A 19,190-nucleotide genomic window follows, 5' to 3' on the forward strand; every position below is an offset into this window, starting at 1 on the left:
GGCCGGCACCAGCTCGGGCATGTGCGTCTCGAACAGTCGCTGGGCCCGGGCGGCACCGGCGGAGGTCCGGCCCTCCTCGGTCAGCCGGTCCTCGGCGCCGGCCATGGCCGGCCGGACGTGCCCGGCCCAGCGCCCGTCACCGCCGTCACCGATCTCGACGGCGCGGAACGTCTTCACGTAGTGGCTCATGACGCGGGAGCCAACCCTTTTCCCGGCCCACGCCGCAACGGACACGGGCGACTTCGGCGAGCCGGGAAGGCTCCTGCGCGCCCCGTGCGCCCGCCCGTGCGCGACCTGTGATCCCGGTTCATCCCATAAGGGTCAACAGGGTTGAAGTGCCAGGGTCTGTTCCCTTTTTCCCTGATGATCGGTCGCAGGTGAAGCGACGAGCAGGAGAGGGGACGGCATGCATCTGACTCCGCACGAGCAGGAGCGCTTGCTGGTCCATGTGGCGGCGGACGTCGCCCGGCGGCGCCGGGAGCGAGGACTGCCGCTGAACTACCCGGAAGCCATGGCGCTGTTGACGGCGCACGTCTACGAGGAGGCCCGGGCCGGGGCGACGGTCGACTCGGTGATGGAGTCCGGGCGCCACGTGCTGAGACGCGGTGACGTCATGGACGGCGTGCCGGAGATGATCACCAACGTCCAGGTCGAGGCCACGTTCCCGGACGGCACGAAGCTCGTGACCATCCACGATCCGTTCGACGAGCCGGCCACCCAGGTGGACGTCCATCCGGGCAAGGCCGAACTGCTGCCCGACGAGGAGAAGTTCAGCATCGCCTTCAACGAGGGCGCCACACCCGTGTCGTTGACCGTCTCCAACCCCGCCGACCGGCCGATCCAGGTGGGCTCCCACTTCCACTTCGCCGAGGCGAACGAGGAGCTCCACTTCCCCCGGGAGGCCGCCCACGGCATGCGGCTGCACATCGCGTCCGGCACCTCCGAGCGGTTCGAGCCGGATGACGAGCGGCCCGTGTGGCTGGTGCCCGTCGCCGGCGACCGGATCGTCGCCGGTCTCCAGGCAGGCAAAACGGAAAAGGAGAAGCACCTCGATGCCCGACGAGACTGAGCACCCTCCCACCCCCCTCCTGCGCTCCCGCTACGCCGATCTGTACGGACCGACGGCCGGGGACCGGATCCGGCTCGCCGACACCAACCTCGTCCTCAGGATCGAGGAGGACTGGTGCGGGGGACCGGGACGCAGCGGCGACGAGATGGTCTTCGGCGGCGGCAAGGTGATCCGCGAGTCCATGGGCCAGTCGCACATCCCGCGCGACGACCCCCGCGAACCGGTCGACACGGTGATCACCGGCGCCCTGATCCTGGACCACTGGGGCGTGGTCAAGGCCGACGTCGGACTGCGCGACGGCCGCATCCGGGCCATCGGCAAGGCGTACAACCCCGAGACCATGACGCCGCGCCCCAACGACGACCCGCGCGCGTCCGACTTCGTCGTGGGGCCCGAGACGGAGGTGATCTCCGGCAAGGGACGCATCCTGACCGCGGGCGGTGTCGACACCCACGTGCACTTCCTGTGCCCCGGCCAGATCCACGAGGCGCTCGCGTCGGGTGTCACGACGCTGATCGGCGGCGGCACGGGCCCCGCCGAAGGCAGCACGGCCACCACCGTCACGCCCGGCAAGTGGCACATCCAGCGCATGTTCGAGGCGCTCGACGCGTACCCCGTGAACATCGGACTGCTCGCCAAGGGCAGTACGGTCTCCGGGAAGGCGCTGCGCGACCAGGTCGCCGCCGGCGCCCTGGGCTTCAAGATCCACGAGGACTGGGGAGCGACCCCGGCGGTGATCGACGCGGCCCTGAGGGTGTGCGACGAGACCGGAGTCCAGGTCGCCCTGCACGCCGACTCGCTCAACGAGTCCGGATTCGTGCAGCACACCTTCGCCGCGACCAGGAGGAGCGGCAGGACCGAGAAGGGGCGCGGCACCGAGGACGCCAGGTACCGCAGCCTGCACATCTTCCACATCGAGGGCGCGGGCGGCGGCCACGCCCCCGACATGATCAGCCTCGTGAGCAAGCCGAACGTGCTGCCCGCGTCGACCAACCCGACCCGGCCCCTGACGGTCAACACCGTCAAGGAACACGTCGACATGATGATCGTCTGCCATCACCTCAATCCCGACGTCGACGCGGACATGAAGTTCGCCGACTCCCGGATCCGGCCCTCCACCATGGCCGCCGAGGACCTGCTGCACGACATGGGCGCCATCTCGATGATGTCCTCCGACGCCCAGGCCATGGGCCGCATCGGAGAGATGATCATGCGGACCTGGCAGACCGCGCACGTCATGAAGTCACGCTACGGCCACCTGCGCGAGGACGACCCGGGTGCCGACAACTTCCGGGCCCGGCGCTACATCGCCAAGTACACCATCAACCCGGCCGTCACCCACGGCATCGACCACGAGGTCGGCTCCGTCGAGAACGGAAAACTCGCCGACCTGGTCCTGTGGGAGCCGAAGTTCTTCGGCGTCAAACCCCACATGGTCATCAAGGGCGGCCAGATCGCCTACGCCCAGATCGGCGACGCCAACGCGTCCATCCCCACACCGCAGCCCTACCTGCCGCGGCCGGTATGGGGCTTCCAGGGCCGCTCCCCGGCGGCGAACTCCTTCAACTTCGTCGCCGAGGCGGCCCTCGACGGCGAACTCACCCGGACCGGAGTGCTCAAGCCGCTGCGGGCCATCCGGTCCACCCGGGACGTCACCAAGGCCGACATGGTGCACAACGACGGCCTGCCGGACATCGTCGTCGACCCGGACACCTTCGACGTCACCATCGGCGGGGCCACCACCTCCGACGTCCGCACCACGGTGGACGGACAGGAGGTCGGGCGGAACTACGCGACGGAACTGCCCATGGCCCAGCGGTACTTCCTGTTCTGACTCCCTCGGCCGGGCCGGACCTCCGCGCCCGACCCGGCCGCTCACGAAAGGTGGGCTCCTCGTCCCATGAGCCGCACCGCTCTGCTGATCCTGGCCGACGGCCGCTTCCCCGCCGGAGGGCACGCCCACTCCGGTGGCATGGAGGCCGCCGTCGCCTCCGGAGGCGTACACGACACCGCCACCCTGGAGGCGTTCTGCCGCGGACGCCTGCACACCGCGGGACTGACCGCGGCCGGTCTCGCCGCCGCGGCCGCCACCGGACACGACGTCCTGGCCCTGGACGACGCCGCCGACACCCGTACCCCCTCACCGGCACTGCGCCGTGTCGCACGCCGCCTGGGACGGCAGATGATGCGCGCCGCCCGCGCCACCTGGCCCAGCGCCGGCCTCGACCACCTCGCCCGCCACCGGCCGCAGGGAGCCCATCAGCCGGTCGTCCTCGGCGTGGCGTCCCGCGCCGCCGGACTCACCCCGCTCGACGCCGCCCACGCCGCCGTCTACGAGAGTGTCGGCGGGCCGGCGACCGCGGCGGTACGCCTGCTGAGCCTCGATCCCTTCGACGCCACGGCGGTGCTGGCGCGGCTCGCCGACGACCTCGACGCCGTCGCCCGCGCCGCGGCGGACGCGGCGCGGCGCGTCGCCGCCGAGGGCGTCAGCGCCCTGCCCGCCGCGTCGGCTCCGCTACTGGACATCACCGGCGAGCAGCACGCCGCCCGGGCCGTCCGCCTCTTCGCCTCCTGACCACTCTCCGGTCGACCTCCCGGCCGACCTTCCGACCGACCTGGAGCACCCGTGCACCTGGACCACCCCGTGACCATGCCGCACCGCCACACCCACAGCGCCGGACCGCAACGCCCGGACGGCAGCCGCCGCGCCCTGCGGATCGGCCTCGGGGGACCGGTCGGCTCGGGCAAGACCGCGACCGTCGCCGCCCTCTGCCGCGAGCTGCGGGACCGGCTGTCCCTCGCCGTGGTCACCAACGACATCTACACCCAGGAGGACGCCGCCTTCCTGCGCCGCGAGGCCGTCCTGCCGCCGGAGCGCATCAGCGCCGTGGAGACCGGAGCCTGCCCGCACACCGCCATCCGCGACGACATCTCCGCCAACCTGGAAGCGGTCGAGCAACTCGAACAGGCCCTGGGCCCGCTGGACCTGATCCTCATCGAGTCCGGCGGGGACAACCTCACCGCGACCTTCTCCCGCGGACTCGTCGACGCCCAGGTCTTCGTCATCGACGTGGCCAGCGGCGACGACATCCCGCGCAAGGGCGGACCCGGCATCACCACCGCCGACCTCCTCGTGGTCAACAAGACCGACCTGGCGCCGTACGTCGGAGCCGACCTGGACGCCATGGCGGCGGACACCCGCAGGCAGCGCAAGGACCTTCCGTTCGCCTTCACCAGCCTGACCACGGCCGACGGGATCCGGCCGGTCGCCGACTGGGTCACCGGATGCCTCGCCGCCTGGCACGCCGGAGCCACCCGGTGAAGGCCGTGACGCGGCCGCCGACCGTGGATCTCGCCAAGGACGGCGGCGGAGCGCGCCACCCCCGCTCGGCCGGGGCCCGTCCACCGCACGCGCCGGACGTCCCCGGTGCCGCTGCCCGGGCCTCCGACCCTCCCTCCGGCGTCCACGCCACCGCCCGCCTCCGGGCCACGCACAACGGCCGCACCACCACGGTCCCCCTCCTGCACAGCGACGGCCCCTTCCACCTGCGCCGCCTGCGGCCCCGCGGAGACCGGGCACGGGTGTGCGTCCTCGGTGCGATGAGCGCGCCGCTCGGCGGAGACAGACTCGCGCTCGACATCACCGCCGAGGCCCGTGCCCGCCTGGAGGTGGTCACGGCCGCGGCCACCATCGCCCTGCGCGGCCCGACCACCGACCCCGCCACCTACGACGTACGGCTCACCGTCGGCGAGGACGCGTCACTGCACTGGCTGCCCCAGCCGCTGATCAGCGCGCACGGCAGCACGCTGCACCAGACGTACCGGGTGGAACTCGCCGGCACCTCCCGGCTGCTGCTGCGCGAGGAACAGTGCCTCGGACGCACCGCCGAGCCGCCGGGCCACCTGTCCACCCGGCTGACCGTGCGGCGCGACGGCCGACCGATCCTCGACCAGCACACCGCCTACGGCGCCGGGGCACCGGCCTGGGACGGACCCGCCGTACTGGGCGGCCACCGCGCCACCGGGCAGCTCCTCCTCGTCGACCCCGAGCTGGCCGTGCCCCCGGAGCCCGTGCTCCTCGGCGACCCGGTACGGGGACACTGCGCCCTGGCGCCGCTCGCCGACGGACCGGCACTGCTCGCCACCGCCGTGGCCCCGACACCGGCACGGCTGCGTCACCTTCTCGACGCGGCCCTCGCCCGTGCCTGCGGTGCGGGGGCGCAGCCGTAGCCCAGCACGGCGCCGGGACGGCCGGTGGGGCCGCGGCCCGGCGCCGGGACACGCGGCGGAGGAAGCGGTCCCGCCGTCGGCCGTGCGGTCACGCGCCGTGAGCCGTTCCGCGGAAGGCCGTCGGTGCCGTGCCTGTCCGCTGCCGGAAGAACTCGGTGAAGTCGCTGGTGTCGGCGAAGCCGGGACACGCGGCGACGGCGCCGACGGTCAACGGGCGTGGGCCGGCTCCCGTTCGGTCTTCAGTACCACGCGTTCGCCGATGCGGCGCTTCGGCGGCATGCCGGTGACGGCCTCCGCGGCCCGGGTGGGCCTGCGACGGCTGTAGCCCAGCGCCGCGCGTTCCTCCACCTGGCGGGTGACCGTGAAGGCGTGCTCCACGGCCGCGCGGAAACGGCGGAACGTCTCGCTCGGGGCCGGCCCGCCCCGATCGCCACCGCCCCCTCGCCGGTTTCGACGCGCCCTGTCTCGGACGGGCAGGGCGCGGGTTGACCTCAAGTCGGGTTGAGCTTCTAGCTTCGGGTGCACCGATGTCGACGTACCGGAGAGGAACGGTCATGAGGACGCTCGTGCTGGGAAGGACCCCCGCCAGGGTGACGGATGTGCTGGCCACGCTGCGTGCGGACGGCTTTCACGCGGAGGGGGTGAGCACCGAGGAGGAGGCCCGCAAGCTGTTGGCGACCGAGGAGTTCGGGGTGCTGATCATCGGTGGGGGTGTGGAGCCGGACTCCCGTGCGGCGCTCAAGGAGTTCGCGGCGAAGCACCGGGTGAGGCGGGTGATCGACGGCGCGCTGACAGAGCCGTTCGACGCCTATGTGCGGCGGGAGTTCGAGCCGCTCATCCGGGAGACCGCCTCCGACGGGTGACGGCCAGGGGACGCCCGGGCGTTGATCCGGGCGCCCCCTGGCACGGCATACTCCTCTTGACGAGCCGACGGTTTCTTGCCGGAACTGGTGAGGGAAGGGACATGGAAGGTCCGACGTCTCTCGGAACTCGGCCGGCGGTCGTTCCTGCCGTCGGTGGGCCAGGTACTCCGGATCCGGCCGCACTCGACGATCCCCCTCACACACCAAGGGTTCGGTGACCCGAACGAAACGGCTGGACCCTGTCAGGGTCGTTGATGCGGGCACGGGGCGAGGGGAAGGGACGTCCTCTCAAGCCGGCCGAGATCGACCGCCGCACCGTGTCGGGAGGCCGTACACGGTGCAGCGGATCGGGACCCAGCAGCCCCTGTGTCCCGAGTTCAGCCCAGTCCGCAGCGTTCGAGTGCGGCGCGAACCCGGTTGAGTCCTTCCGCTCTCCAGTGGTCCCGGTCAGGCATGTGGTCGGCCTGGCGCCAGCGCCAGGCCGAGAACATCGCCCAGTTCAGGGCGCGGTACCGGTGGATCAGGTCGTGGTCGGCCCCCGCATAGTGCTTTCCCACTTCCTCGGGCGCATGGGCGAGGTCGAACTCGACCGGCCCACGGCAGCACGTGGCGAGGTCTACGAAAAGCGGCCCTCTGCGCGTGTTGAGGAGGTTGCCCGGATGCGGCTCGCCGTGCAGCAGCTGGTCGCCGTCCTCGTCGGTGCTGATGGCGGCGCTCAGCCCACCGAGTGCGCCGCTGAGGAGTTCCCGGTCGGAAGCGGGCAGCTCGGGGGAGTTGGCCCGGTCGCTCACCTCTCTCAGCGCCGCGGCGACCCGGTCGGTGAAATGCGGTGCGTCCAGATCGAGCCGGCGCAGGGCGGCATGGTGCCGCAGGAGCACGTCTGCGTAGTCGGCCGGCGCGATCTCTGATCCCACCGGTTCGTAGTAGGTCCAGAGCGAGACGGCGAAGGCGTCACGCACCTGGACCCGGGGCTCGACCCGAGGCTCGAGCTCAGCCACCGGAGCGTCGACGCCGGCGAGACGGCGGGCGACCTCTACTTCGAACTCGGAGTCAGCCAGCCGCCCCAGTGGCGCGACCCGGGCCAGAACATCGCAAGGGACCAGGTGCAGCGCGGCACGGTCCGAGTTGTGGACGACGATCACATCGTCGACCTGAAGGCCCAGCTCCGAAGCGGTCGCCCGTCCTGCCTCGACCGCGTGGCGGAGTTCCCATGGCTCCATACCGCTCTCCCTCATTGCCGAGTACAGATACACGTCTGGGGGACGACAGCGAACCCCCCGTTGTCTTCGTGGACATCATTCGGCGGCCGGACCCGGACCCGGGCCCGGGCCCGGACCCGGCGACAAGCATCGCAAAGCAGGACTCGCCCAGGCCCTGGGATCGATTCGATGCCGGGGCGGCCCGAGCTGACTGCCGCCCCCGTGGGCGGGGCGGGGGCGGCAGCGGGGAGGGCGTGGCCGGCTGTCACCCCAGCCGGATTCTCGCTGTCCGCGGCAGTTCCGGACGCCCGCCCCGGAACCGTGTCCGTAGTGCGCGGTCGTGGGTGACGAGCACGATCGCCCCCGAGTACCCGGTCAGCGCCTCCTCCAGTTCCTCGACCAGTGCCGGTGACAGGTGGTTCGTCGGCTCGTCGAGCAGCAGGAGGTCTGCGGGCTCCGAGACCAGTCGCGCCAGATCCACGCGGCGGCGCTGGCCGTACGACAGCTCGCCCATGCGCAGGCGCAGCTCCGCCGGGCGGAAGAGGCCGAGCGCGAGCAGGGCGTCCGCGTGCTCGTCGGCCGAGCCCACGCGACCCAGCGCGTAGGCTTCGGCCACCGTCAGGTCCGGTGGCCACGGCGTCTCGTCCTGGCGCAGGTGGCCCACCCGGCCCGGCACGCGCACCGAGCCCGCGTCCGGCCGCAGCTCACCGGCGAGCAGCCGTAGCAGTGTCGTCTTGCCGGCGCCGTTGGGGCCGGTGACCAGCAGCCGGTCGTTGCGACCGAGGGTGAGGGAGGCCAGGCGGAGGCGGGTTCCCACGCGTACGTCCGACAGCTGTACGGCGGGAAGCTCCGCGGAAACGGTCTCGGTGGCTTCCGCGGCGCATGGCCCTGTCGTCGCGATCCGTGCCCGGAAGGCCAGCGGGTCCGGCGGCGGCGCCACCGGGTTCGCCGTCAGCCGTTCGACCCGCTCGCGGGCGTTGCGGATACGGGCCATCGCGCCGTGCGCCCGGCTGCGGGTGCGGAAGCCGCCGTGGCCGAAGTTGGCCAGCGGCGCCTTGCGCGGGACGGCGTCGAGGCGTACGGCGTGGCCGGCGGCCAGCCGCTCGTTGCGGGCCAGCTCGGCCCGCCACTCCTCGTACTCCTGGAGCCTGCGGCGGCGCTCCGCCGCCTTCGCCGTGCGGTAGCCGGCATAGCCGTCGCCGTAGCGGGTGACTTTTCCCGACTCGGCCTCCAGGACCGTGGTGGTCAGGCGTTCCAGGAAGACGCGGTCGTGGGTGACCGCGAGTACCGTGCCCGGGTGGGCCCGCAGTTGCGTCTCCAGCCACTCGACGGCCTGATCGTCCAGGTCGTTCGTCGGCTCGTCCAGAAGCAGCAGCTCCGGCCGGTCCGCGAGGACGCCGGCCAGGGCGAGACGGGAGCGCTCACCGCCGGAGAGGGTGTCGAGTCGCCGCTCACGGTGGAGGGCGGGCAGGCCGAGGTGGTGCAGGGCGATGTCCACCCGGTGGTCGGCGTCGTAGCCGCCCCGGGCCTGATAGCGCTCGAGGAGCACTGCGTACGCGGCGAGTGCGGCCGGGTCCGCGCCGTCGCCGAGCGCCTGCTCGGCCCGGCGCAGCTCCGCCTCCAGAGCCCGCAGGTCCGCAAGAGCCAGGTCGACCGCGTCCTGGACGGTGGCGGTCGGGGGCAAGGGGATGGTCTGCGGCAGATAGCCGATGCCGCCGGTGACGGCCACGGTCAATTCGCCGCTGTCCGGGCGCTCCTGGCCCGCGATGAGACGCAGGAGGGTGGACTTGCCGGAGCCGTTGTCCCCGATGAGCCCGGCCTTCTCGCCCGGCTTCAACGTGAAGGAGACCTGGTCGAGGACAGTGCGGCCGGGGTAGCGCTTGGTGACGTGCTGAAGGGTGAGTTGTGAGGTGTGCAAGGTCGGGTCCCTCCTGGCCGTACGGGTTTCGGTCCGGGCCGGATCGGGTGGATGGATGCACGGCGGGGCGCGACGACCGCGGAGCGGTGCTCCACGCGGTCGGCGCCGGCTGTCTCACAGGGAACCCATGCGAAGAACGGTACGGCACGGCGGACTGATCGACAAGACGATACGTCTCGACTCGTTGGGAGTGTCGGTGCAGGCGGATCGACATCGGACGGCGACGACGATCCGCCGTCACCCGTATCGTCGGCGCCGGCCGACGGGTCGATCGGGGCGCGGCTTCCCGGCCACTCGACGACTGCCCCGGGCGGCTGAAGCAGCCGATGGCCGACCGAAGTGCCCCATGGCCGAGCAGGACGCTCAGCCGCACACGTTCTGTGGCAGCCCTTGAATCCGGCAGTGTCGGAACCGGCGGCGGCCGGCCGCTGGGCAGCTCATGGACGGGACGTGGCGGATGTGCGCTGACGGTGCTTCGAGACGCCGGGGAGGTTCCTGGTTCACGGACACAGGACCGGGAAGCCGGCCCTGGCCCAGAGGGCGCGGACGGCGACGGGCTTGTCATCGGCCGGGCCGTCGTCGGTGGTCCACACCCTGGCCTGGGCGGTGGGGCCGTCGACCGATGGCCAGCCCGGGTCGCCGGTGGTGGCGAAGCCGGCCCACGCACGCACCATGCGGCGTGCCAGTGCGTGGTCCGCCGGTGTGGGTGCGCCGCCGATGAGGAACGCCAGGCAGTCGGTGTCGAGGTTGCCGAAGACGAAGGGGATGTCCGCACAGTGCCAGGCCCGCACGGCTCCGTCCGGGCCGGTGCGCCGGCGGTCGAAGCGCGAGAGGAACGCCCGGCCGCCGGCCCGGGCGTGGTGTTCGACGAGGCGGTTGCTGTACTCGCCGAACAGGAGATCCCCGAAGACGGCGAGGTGGACGTCGAGCACCGGGGCGTGGGGCGTCGCGGCGCGATAGCCGGCCACCAGGCCGTCAGGGAGGCGGAAGTCTTCGGCGAAGTCAGCCAGTTGTTCGTCGGTGGTGATCTTCGCGCTGCTGCCGACCGCGTCGAGCAGCCAGTACTCCTCCGTGGTGTGGCAGACCAGCAGGTCCACTTCCCGGGCCGCACCGGATGCCATTCCGGTGAGGGGGTCGGTGGGCAGGACGTCGCCGTCAAGAACGGGCGCGTAGAGCGAGGGGTCGTAGGGGCGGGATCCGGAGGCGGGGTCACGCCGGTAGTCGTCGACGACCCGGTCGGAGGCGATGACCAGGGCCTGGGGAGTCGCGGAGGTCAGGCCCTCGGCCGTGGCGGGGCAGCCCGCTGCCGCAGCGATCTCGCGGGTGGTCGCCGCAGCGATGCCGAGCGTGTAGCAGGGGCTGGCGGGGCTGTGGGCGATGGCACGGTGGAACAGGCCGCGGGCGCGGTCCATCACCATCAGGCAGGCGACCGAAGCGGCCCCGGAGGACTGGCCGGCGACCGTGACATTGCCGGGATCGCCGCCGAAGGCGGCGATGTTCTCACGGACCCAGCGCAGGGCCGCTACCTGATCGAGCAGACCGCGGTTGTCAGGGTGGGCGGTTGCTTCCGTGGCGGGTACATGGCCGAAGCCTTCGAAGCCCAGCCGGTAGTTGAGGGTGACCACCACGAGCCCGGCGCGGGCCAGCGCGGTGCCGTCGAAGTCGGGTTGGGCCGAGGATCCGAACGTGTAGGCACCACCGTGGAGCCAGACCAGAACGGGCAGACCGCCGCCCCCGGGAGCGGCGGTCCAGATGTTGACGGTGAGGATGTCCTCGTCGCCGGGCGACCACACGGGGGCGCCGGGCAGCTCTGCCGACTGCGGGGCGACCGGTCCGAAGGCCGTGCAGTCCCGCACTCCGCTCCACGCCTGCGCCGGAAGGGGTTCACGGAAGCGGTTGGCGCCGAACGGCGGGGCGGCGTAAGGGATGCCGAGGACGGCGACGACTTCGGCAGAGGCCCGGAAACCTCGGACCGTACCGTTCTCCGTGTCGAAGAGCTCCATCGGAGGATTGCCTCTCGGCGCACACCGGACCGCCGGGGCGGGCGAGGCTTCAGCTTCGCACCGCGCGGCACCCGATGACCAGCACCAGGATCATGTCGATTGACGCACCAGTGATGTCAATCCCCGCCGCCACCGGTCCCGCGGGCGGGGGCACGACGTTTCCGTCCAGCGCGGTGGGCGGGACCTGTTCGCGGTAGTCGGCGGATCCGGCATCCGGTGGCCGAGGTGCGAGCCCGTACCGCGGAGGCCGTGGCAGACGGTGTGGACCGTACAGCGGCGGCCGCCGACGTCCTCGTGCCCCTGCTCGGAGAGGAACACGTCGGAACGTGGCTCAACGCCGCCCGCCGGCTCCATCGGCGGGACGCCCCGCGCACCGGGGGCGATGGAATGGGGCGGGTCCGCTCTCCCGCCCCGGCTTCGAGCAGGACCGCCGCCTCTCCGCGTTCCGGAGGGAGAAGCGGGGTCGCGGGGACCGTTCCGCCGCCGAACAACGCCGGCACCCTGACGCCGGACGGCCGGCCGTACGACCTGCTCGCCGAGGTCCCCGACGTCCAGGACGAGGGCGGCATGCGGGCCCGTCGTCGCTGACTGCTTTCGGCGCCCGGCTGTCCTGCCCGGTCGAGTCACCGGAGGTGGGCGGCTTCCACCCGGTGGAGGTGGACGAGGATGTCGTACGAGCGGCCGAGGGCGGTCACCGGGTCGTCGGCCGACCAGTACAGGCCGTAGGAGCGGGTGGGGCGGCCCGTGGCGAGCCAGGCGCGGGCCGCCGGGGGTGCGGTGCGCAGGTCGATGCTGAAGTCGCGGTGGCGGAGCTTGTCGAGGGTGTACTCGTTGTGGCCCTCCGGGGCCGGTGCGACGGTGTACGTCTTGGGCTGCTGGGCGGTGAAGTCGGGCAGGGCGTTGACGGTGCCCTGGTGGAAGGTCAGGCCGATGTTGACGTAGTCCGGGCCGAGTTGTGAGCGCAGGAAGGCGCCGGCGGGTTCCGGGAACTCGTCCGGGCTGTCGCTGGTGTAGGCGACGTGGCCGTTGTTGGAGGCGAGCAGGACGCGGCCGCCCTCGTGCCGCAGCCACCAGGCCGTGTTGGCGGCCATGGCCCGGTCGCGGTAGCGCATGCGCTCGGGGAACTGCTCGTCGGGGAAGGCGTAGGCGGTGAAGCTCTGGGCGATGGCGGTGGCGTTCTGCACGGCCCAGGTGTGCGCCCGCTCGGCGTCGCGGCCGGCGGCGCCGGGGCGGCCGTGGTCGCGGAGCAGGGCCAGGGCGGCCTCGGCCCGGTCGGCCTCGGCTCGGCGCGCCGGGAGTTCCTTGGTCAACTGGCCGGCCATCCACGGCCCCGCCTGCGTCCCGGCCGCCGGCTTCAGTCCCGCGTAGAGGCCGCCGACGCGCTCGGCCAGGTCCGGGCGGTGCGCGGCGAGGTAGCCGGTGACGTGAGGGAAGGCGTCGGGTCCGGCGTAGCCGAGGTCGTTGCCCACGAACCGCAGTCGCGGCCGGTCGGGGTGGGTGAGGTTGTGGCGGCGCATCCACTGGATCAGGTCGAGATACTCCTGGGTGTTCCAGAAGACGTACTGGCCCTGGAACTCGTCCCGCATGATCTGAGCTGGATCGCCGATGCCGCGCGTGACATAGGCGTCCAGGCGCAGGCCGGTGCTCCAACTCGCCTCCAGGACGAAGGTGGTGAAGCCCTTGGCGGCGACGAGGTGGCGGAAGAGGCGCTGCTTGAGCGTGAAGAACTCGTGGGCGCTGTGGCTGGCCTCGCCCAGGCCCACGACGCGGGCGTCGCCGACCATGCGGCCGAGTGCGTTCAGGTCGCTCAGGGGCCGCGCGCCGCGGTTCAGGGCGTCGACCGGCCCGGCGGCCGAAGGAGCCACCGCCGTGGCGGTGGCGGTGCCGAGGGCCCCCGAAGCGAGAGCCGTGGCGGTGGCGGTGGCCAGGCCGAGCAGACGGCGGCGACCGATGGGGCGGGCGTGACTCATGGCTTCTCCCTCGACCGGGTGGGTACGGCACGACGGTAGCCAAGATTTGGGCGCTTGCGCAAGACGATTGTCTTATTCTTTCGTCTCATGCTCTCGCGCAATGCATCGGGTAGCGTTCCGGGCATGGGAAATCGCGAGGATCTACTGGCGGGGGCCAGGCGCTGCCTGGAGGAGAAGGGCTGGGCCCGGACCACGGTGCGCGACATCGTGACGGCCGCCGGCGGCGTGAGCATGGCGGCCATCGGTTACCACTTCGGCTCCCGCGAGGCGCTCCTGAACGCCGCTCTCATCGAGGCGATCGACGAGTGGGGCACACGGATCGGCCGCACGCTGGCCTCCTTCGGCGAGGCCGGAAGCAGCCCGGCCGCGCGCTACGAGGCGATGTGGGCCGCGATCATCACGTCCTTCCAGGAGGACCGGACGCTGTGGCTGGCCACGCTCGAAGCCCTGCTCCAGGCGGAACACTCCGACGATCTGCGTCGCTATCTCGCCGGCAGTCAGGCCCAAGGCCGTCAGGGTCTGGCCGCGCTGCTGCTCGGCACGTCCGAGGACGAGGTCGGCGATGCCGCCGCCCGCACCCTGGGCGCCGCGCAGATGGCCCTGTTCACCGGCCTGATGACGCAGTGGCTCACCGACCCCGGCCAGGCTCCCGGCGCCTCCGAGATCGTCGCGGGTCTACGCGCCCTCACCGGCATCGTCGACGCACACGAGTGACGGCGGACGCCCGGCGGTCTCTTCTCGACGTGCCAGTGGGAATACGGACCCGCCGCAGCCCTGTGCTGCTGCAAGCGAGACCTCCGCCCCACCGCACAGGGCACGGTCCTGCGCCGACGGGCCCGCTCTCACCTGTACGTGCCGGCGACGACCGCGCAGCTCGGACCGCGTTCCCGGGTGCTCGGCTCGCGGGCCGGTCACGTCAAGTACGGCCTTGCCCCTGGAGGCGGCGTTCCGTGAGGGCAGGCGACCGAGCGGGAGCGGGCGCGGAGCCCGAGTTCCGGCGGGCACCGTCGACGAGCCCATCCGGGCCCGGCCCGCGACGCGGCCACCACCCTCACCATGGGGAAGGTGGTATGCCGCTCGTCCGCTGGAGGGGGCGGGGTGGTCCGGTTGCCGCTCAGGTCGCCGGGCTCCCGGTCGAGCCGCGCCCCGGCCCGGGTCGGCTTGTAGTGCGCAGGCACCAGGGCGGGTGAGCGGCTGGTCCGGGTGCACCAGGCCAGGACGGCCGCGGGGGACGATGCCCGCCAGGGCGCCGGAGGGGAGTGTGGGAGGCGCGCGGGGTCTCGCGCATTCCCCTTGCCCGACGGTGTCTGGAGTGATCAGCAGGTGGCGACTTTTCTTTACCGGATCGGACGGTGGGCCTTCCGGCGGCGCCGGCTCGTGGGCGGTCTGTGGCTGGGCGTCCTGGTACTGGCCGTCACCGCCGCCGCCATGGCGCCGGCCGGGGAGGAGGAAGACCTCTCCATGCCCGGCACCGAGTCGCAGAAGGCGTTCGACCTGCTGGACGAACGCTTCCCGCAGAGCGACTCCCAGGGTGCCGAGGCCCGCTTGGTGTTCCGGGCCCCGGTCGGGCAGCGGGTGACGGCCGGGAAGCACAAGGCGGCCGTCGAGGACACGCTCGGCTCACTGGACGGGGGCGATCAGGTCGCGTCGACCACCGACCCCTATGAGACCGGCGCTGTCAGCGAGGACGGCACCATCGCCTACTCCACGGTCACCTACACCGTGGGCGCCGTGGACCTGACCGAGCCGGCGAGGAGCGCCCTCGAGGGCGCCGCGAGCCAGGCCCGGGACGCGGGGCTGACCGTGGAGATCGGCGGCTCGGCCCTGGACTCGGAGGAGGAACCGGGCGGTACGACGGAGTTCGTCGGCGTGGCGGTTGCGGCGGTGGTACTGGTCCTCGCCCTCGGGTCGCTGGTCGCGGCCGGACTGTCGCTGCTGACCGCCCTCGCGGGCGTGGCCATCTCCTTCGGCCTGGTCTCCGCGCTGGCCGTCCCCCTGGGCCTGACGTCCACCGTCGCCATCCCGGCACTGATGCTGGGGCTGGCGGTCGGCATCGACTACGCCCTCTTCATCACCTCCCGCTTCCGCGACGAGCGCGCCCGGGGCAGTGAGCCGGAGGAGGCCGTCGGCCGGGCGGTGGGCACGGCCGGATCCGCCGTCGTCTTCGCCGGCGCCACCGTCGTCATCGCCCTGGCCGGGCTGGGGGTCGTCGGGATCCCCGAACTCACCAGAATGGGCCTGGGCGGTGCGGGCGCCGTGGCCCTCGCCGTGCTGGTCGCACTGACGCTGGTTCCCGCGCTGTTCGGTTTCTTCGGCTGGCGGGTACTGTCCCGCGCCGTCCGCAAGGCCACCCGGCCGGGAAGCGAACACCGGCGTCCGGTGGCCACCGCGGGCGACCGGCCCGGGCTCGGCACCCGCTGGGCGCGGTTCGTGCTGCGCCGGCCGGGGGCCGTGCTGATGACCGCCGTACTGGGGCTCGGCGCCGTCGCCCTACCGGCGCTGAGCCTCGGACTCGGGCTGCCCGGAGACGAGTCCAAGTCGGTCCAGACCACCCAGCGCCGCGCCTACGACCTGCTGTCGGAAGGCTTCGGCCCCGGCTTCGACGGCCCGTTGACCGTGGTCGTGGACATGCCTGACTCCGGGGACCCCCGGGCCACCGCGGACCTGGTCGCCAAGACCGTACGGGGAGTGGACGGGGTCGCGTCGGTCGGTGATCCGGTTCTCAGCCGGACCGAGGACACGGCCGTCCTCACCGCCGTCCCGCGGACCGCGCCGAACAGCGGCGAGACCAAGGACCTGGTGCACGCGATCCGGGGCGCGGTCTCCGGCGTCGGGACCGGCACGGGCGCCACCGTCCTGGTGACCGGCACCACCGCGATGAACATCGACATCTCCGAAGCCATGTCCGACGCCCTCATCCCCTATCTGACCGTGGTCATCGGCCTGGCGGTGCTCCTGCTGACGGTGGTCTTCCGCTCGGTCCTGGTCCCGGTCAAGGCCGCGCTCGGCTTCCTGCTGTCGGTGGGGGCCGCCTTCGGTGTCCTCGTCGCCGTCTTCCAATGGGGCTGGAGGGCGGACCTGCTCGGCATCGAGCAGACCGGACCGGTCATGTCGCTGATGCCGATCCTCGTCATCGGGATAGTCTTCGGCCTCGCCATGGACTACGAGGTCTTCCTCCTCACCCGGATGCGGGAGGCATACGTCCACGGCGCGTCCCCCGGCGAAGCGGTCGTCGGCGGTTTCCGGCACAGCGGACGTGTCGTGGCCGCGGCGGCGATCATCATGGTCAGCGTGGACGCCGTGACGACGGTGCCCACGACGACCACGGCACGCGGACCGAAACGCCGCGCCGCGACCCCGCCGACCGAATCGCTCACCGCCCCGGCGATGGCGCCGGGCAGCAGAAACAGTCCGATGTCGGTGGTGCCGGCTCCGAAGCCGTACCCGTCGGCCGCTATCGCGAACAACTGCGGAAGGAGGAAGAGCACCATTCCGGAACCGGTGGTGATGACGAAGGTGAGCAGACACGCGCTCCACATCGCGGGCCGTGCCGGCATCCGCAGGTCGACCATCGGCGAGGCTGCCCGGCGTTCGACGACGACCCACCCCGTCGCGAGGGCGGCCACGGCCACCGCGAGGGCACCGACCGCGAGCGGCGGCACTCCGCCGTCCCCCGTCACCGTCACGAGCCCGAGCATGAACGCGAGCAACGCGCCGCTCAGCAGAACCGTGCCCGGCCAGTCGATCCCGTCCTCCGACGAGATCGGCGCATCGTGCGGCATCAGCCACGCCACGGCCAGTGTCGCCGCGATGATCGCGATCGTCGGCAGCGCGAACATCCACTGCCAGGACAGTCCTTCCGCGATCGGACCGGCGAACAGCATGCCCACCATGCCGCCGCCCGTGAACAGCGCGACGACCAGTCCGATCGCCGCCTGCGACTCTCCTGCCGTGAGGTGTTCGCGCACCAGGACGAAGGAGAGGGGCAGCGCCCCGACCATGACGCCCTGCAGTACCTGACCGAGCAGCAGCACCGGCAGGTTCGGTGCCAGGCTTGCCGTCGGACCACCGGCCGCGACCACGGCCATCAGCCGGACCAGCACCCGCTTTCCGCCGTAGCGGTCGCCGAGTTTGCCCGCGACGGGAGTGATGACCGCGCCGGTGACGAGCAACGCGTTGCCGATCAGGGCCCCTTCGCCGGAGCTGACTCCCAGCTCACGTTGCAGCAGCGGGAGCGCGGGCTCCACCACCGACTGCAGGGTGCCGAGGGCGAGCGTCAGGATGCCGAGAGCGGCGATCGACGGCCATCCGATACGGACCGGGGGCACCACGGTTGCGGATACAGACGTCGTTTTCACGGGCGCTCGTCCAGCACGAGGGCACCCGACCACAGAGAAGCCACCACCTGCTGATCACTCCAGACACCATGGGAGGAAGGGAGATGCGCGGGGTGCGCGCGCCTCCCCCACTCCCCTCGGGCGTCCCGCCGGACATCGTGCCGCGCAGCCGTCTTCGCCCGGTGCGCCCGGAGCAGCTACTCACCCGCCCTGGTGCCCGCGCACTACAAGCCGACCCGGGTCGGGGCTCGACCGGGAGCTCGGTGACCCGAGCGGCGACCGGACGCCCCGGCGGACGAGTGGCACACCGCCTGCAGAGTCGCGGCGTCGGCGCATCAGAGGGGAGACGTCATGGACGTGCGCGTGCGGCGATGGCCGGGCAGCTGCGCGGACCGGCCACGGGAACGGGACTTGACGGCTTCACCGAAGCGACGCGGACCACGGCGGCCGTCGACCGCGGCGAGACCCCGAGGCCACCGGGGACGACACACTGGCCCTGCGCAGGCACAGGCGCACGCTCGTGGCCGAGGCCGCAGCGGCCCGGGCGGGACCGGAGAGTGGCCGGGCTCCCCGCGGCGGAAACTCGGATGCGGACGCCGGGCGCCACCTCTAGGCTGCGCGCGCGGGACAGGAGACAGAGGCCCCGCGCCGGCCGTCAGGAAGAGGAGACGCACGGGGTATGACCAGTCGACTGTTCGCGATCTGCTTCCATGCGACCCGCCCCTCGGACCTGGCGCGGTTCTGGTCCGGCGTCCTGGGCTGGGAGCCGGCCGGCGGGCCGGACGCCGACGTCGCGATCCTGCCCCCTGACGACGCCGGGTTCCGCATCCGTTTCCTGCCCGGCCAGGAGCCGAGGACCGGCCGGAACCGGGCGCACTTCGACCTGACGAGCACCTCCCCGGAGGACCAGCGGCGGACGGTGGCCAGAGCGCTGGAACTCGGCGGCGAGCACATCGACGTGGGCCAACTCCCCGAAGACGGACACGTGGTGCTCGCCGACCCGGACGGCAACGAGTTCTGTGTCATCGAGCCGGGCAACAAGTTCCTCGCCGGCACCGGCTTCATCGGAGCGCTCGCCTGCGACGGTACGCAGGAGGTCGGCTACTTCTGGAGCGAGGCACTGCGGTGGCCGCTGGTCTGGGACCAGGACCAGGAGACCGCGATCCAGTCACCGAGCGGCGGTACGAAGATCACATGGGGTGGCCCTCCGGTGGCGCCGAAGACGGGCACGAACAGGCTGTGCTTCGAGCTGGCGGTCCCCGCCGGCGCCGACTGGGGGGCGGAGATCGACCGCCTGGTCTCGCTCGGCGCGACGCGCACCGGCACCGGGGAGGACGGCAGTGGCCGGGCGCTGCTGCTCGACCCCGACGGCAACGAGTTCTTCGTACAGAGGCCTCGGTAGCGGCCCGCGCGGGGTGCCGTGCGTGAGGTGGCGGCCCCCTCCCACTGGGATGCTGTCCAAACGCAGGAACATGGTGGCCGCAACCCTGCCCGCGCTGTCCGTCCACGGCATCGGCCTCGTCGTCCCGGCCGGGCTCTACCGGCTCGTCGGCCGGCGGCAGCCCGGCACGGACCGGCGCGCCGCCACCCAGGCCGCCCAC

14 protein-coding genes and 3 pseudogenes are annotated in these 19,190 nt (G+C 72.4%); 11 read left to right on the forward strand and 6 right to left on the reverse strand.

All coding sequences use genetic code 11. From position 1 onward, the window contains the following. Positions 1-406: 406 nt before the first annotated feature. The 5 genes from ACIRFH_RS28035 (at position 407) to ACIRFH_RS28055 (ending at position 5,299) form a co-directional block, all read left to right on the forward strand. Complete coding sequence (locus tag ACIRFH_RS28035) at positions 407-1,069, forward strand: urease subunit gamma (protein WP_403526495.1); 663 nt, start codon at positions 407-409, stop codon at positions 1,067-1,069. Further along, complete coding sequence (locus ACIRFH_RS28040; RefSeq protein WP_403526498.1) at positions 1,053-2,903, forward strand: urease subunit alpha; 1,851 nt, start codon at positions 1,053-1,055, stop codon at positions 2,901-2,903. The genes ACIRFH_RS28035 and ACIRFH_RS28040 overlap by 17 nt, the downstream gene beginning before the upstream one ends. A 66-nt stretch (positions 2,904-2,969) precedes the next feature. Further along, a complete protein-coding gene (locus tag ACIRFH_RS28045) occupies positions 2,970-3,644 on the forward strand; it encodes an urease accessory protein UreF (RefSeq protein WP_403526500.1) in 675 nt (224 codons plus the stop codon). 51 nt (positions 3,645-3,695) lie between these two features. Next, positions 3,696-4,391, forward strand: a complete 696-nt coding sequence (gene ureG, locus ACIRFH_RS28050) for an urease accessory protein UreG (protein ID WP_403526503.1) — start codon at positions 3,696-3,698, stop codon at positions 4,389-4,391. Continuing rightward, the gene (locus tag ACIRFH_RS28055) at positions 4,388-5,299 is read left to right on the forward strand and encodes an urease accessory protein UreD (protein WP_403526506.1); all 912 of its coding nucleotides are present in this window, start codon (positions 4,388-4,390) and stop codon (positions 5,297-5,299) included. The genes ureG and ACIRFH_RS28055 overlap by 4 nt, the downstream gene beginning before the upstream one ends. A 207-nt stretch (positions 5,300-5,506) precedes the next feature. On the opposite strand, the gene ACIRFH_RS28060 is transcribed toward ACIRFH_RS28055, so the two are convergent. After that, positions 5,507-5,677: a hypothetical protein gene (locus ACIRFH_RS28060; protein WP_403526510.1), complete on the reverse strand. Its 171-nt coding sequence runs from the start codon at positions 5,675-5,677 to the stop codon at positions 5,507-5,509. A gap of 176 nt (positions 5,678-5,853) precedes the next feature. Between ACIRFH_RS28060 and ACIRFH_RS28065 the strand changes: the two genes are divergently transcribed. Then, positions 5,854-6,162, forward strand: coding sequence for a hypothetical protein (locus ACIRFH_RS28065; protein WP_403526514.1), 309 nt, complete (start codon positions 5,854-5,856; stop codon positions 6,160-6,162). Between the two features lie 377 nt (positions 6,163-6,539). On the opposite strand, the gene ACIRFH_RS28070 is transcribed toward ACIRFH_RS28065, so the two are convergent. The 3 genes from ACIRFH_RS28070 to ACIRFH_RS28080 all read right to left on the reverse strand — a co-directional run bounded on the left by ACIRFH_RS28070 (position 6,540) and on the right by ACIRFH_RS28080 (position 11,282). Next, positions 6,540-7,382: a phosphotransferase gene (locus ACIRFH_RS28070; RefSeq protein ID WP_403526516.1), complete on the reverse strand. Its 843-nt coding sequence runs from the start codon at positions 7,380-7,382 to the stop codon at positions 6,540-6,542. A gap of 244 nt (positions 7,383-7,626) precedes the next feature. Further along, a complete protein-coding gene (locus ACIRFH_RS28075; RefSeq protein ID WP_403526519.1) occupies positions 7,627-9,279 on the reverse strand; it encodes a TlrC/CarA/OleB/SrmB family ABC-F type ribosomal protection protein in 1,653 nt (550 codons plus the stop codon). Positions 9,280-9,779: 500 nt separating this feature from the next. Next, positions 9,780-11,282 (reverse strand): carboxylesterase/lipase family protein, encoded by a 1,503-nt coding sequence (locus ACIRFH_RS28080; RefSeq protein WP_403526522.1) that lies wholly within the window; start codon positions 11,280-11,282, stop codon positions 9,780-9,782. 249 nt (positions 11,283-11,531) lie between these two features. Here ACIRFH_RS28080 and ACIRFH_RS28085 point away from each other — a divergent pair, with 249 nt between their 5' ends. Then, positions 11,532-11,870 (forward strand): hypothetical protein, encoded by a 339-nt coding sequence (locus ACIRFH_RS28085; protein ID WP_403526524.1) that lies wholly within the window; start codon positions 11,532-11,534, stop codon positions 11,868-11,870. Between the two features lie 35 nt (positions 11,871-11,905). Here the strand turns inward: ACIRFH_RS28085 and ACIRFH_RS28090 are convergent, their stop codons facing one another. Continuing rightward, complete coding sequence (locus ACIRFH_RS28090; protein WP_403526527.1) at positions 11,906-13,252, reverse strand: erythromycin esterase family protein; 1,347 nt, start codon at positions 13,250-13,252, stop codon at positions 11,906-11,908. A gap of 123 nt (positions 13,253-13,375) precedes the next feature. Here ACIRFH_RS28090 and ACIRFH_RS28095 point away from each other — a divergent pair, with 123 nt between their 5' ends. The 3 genes and pseudogenes from ACIRFH_RS28095 to ACIRFH_RS28105 all read left to right on the forward strand — a co-directional run. Further along, positions 13,376-13,966 (forward strand): TetR/AcrR family transcriptional regulator, encoded by a 591-nt coding sequence (locus ACIRFH_RS28095; RefSeq protein WP_403526530.1) that lies wholly within the window; start codon positions 13,376-13,378, stop codon positions 13,964-13,966. Positions 13,967-14,089: 123 nt separating this feature from the next. Continuing rightward, positions 14,090-14,220, forward strand: a pseudogene (locus ACIRFH_RS28100) (oxidoreductase); the annotation flags it as partial. Between the two features lie 355 nt (positions 14,221-14,575). Next, positions 14,576-16,552: pseudogene (locus ACIRFH_RS28105) on the forward strand (MMPL family transporter); the annotation flags it as partial. On the opposite strand, the pseudogene ACIRFH_RS28110 reads toward ACIRFH_RS28105, so the two are convergent. Next, positions 16,525-17,583: pseudogene (locus ACIRFH_RS28110) on the reverse strand (MFS transporter); the annotation flags it as partial. The pseudogenes ACIRFH_RS28105 and ACIRFH_RS28110 sit on opposite strands and share 28 nt — an antisense overlap. Positions 17,584-18,268: 685 nt before the next feature. Between ACIRFH_RS28110 and ACIRFH_RS28115 the strand changes: the two are divergent. Further along, positions 18,269-18,991, forward strand: coding sequence for a VOC family protein (locus ACIRFH_RS28115; protein ID WP_403526533.1), 723 nt, complete (start codon positions 18,269-18,271; stop codon positions 18,989-18,991). Positions 18,992-19,190: the final 199 nt, after the last annotated feature.

The sequence above is a fragment of the Streptomyces sp. NPDC093586 genome (assembly GCF_044764905.1).
Classification (GTDB): domain Bacteria; phylum Actinomycetota; class Actinomycetes; order Streptomycetales; family Streptomycetaceae; genus Streptomyces.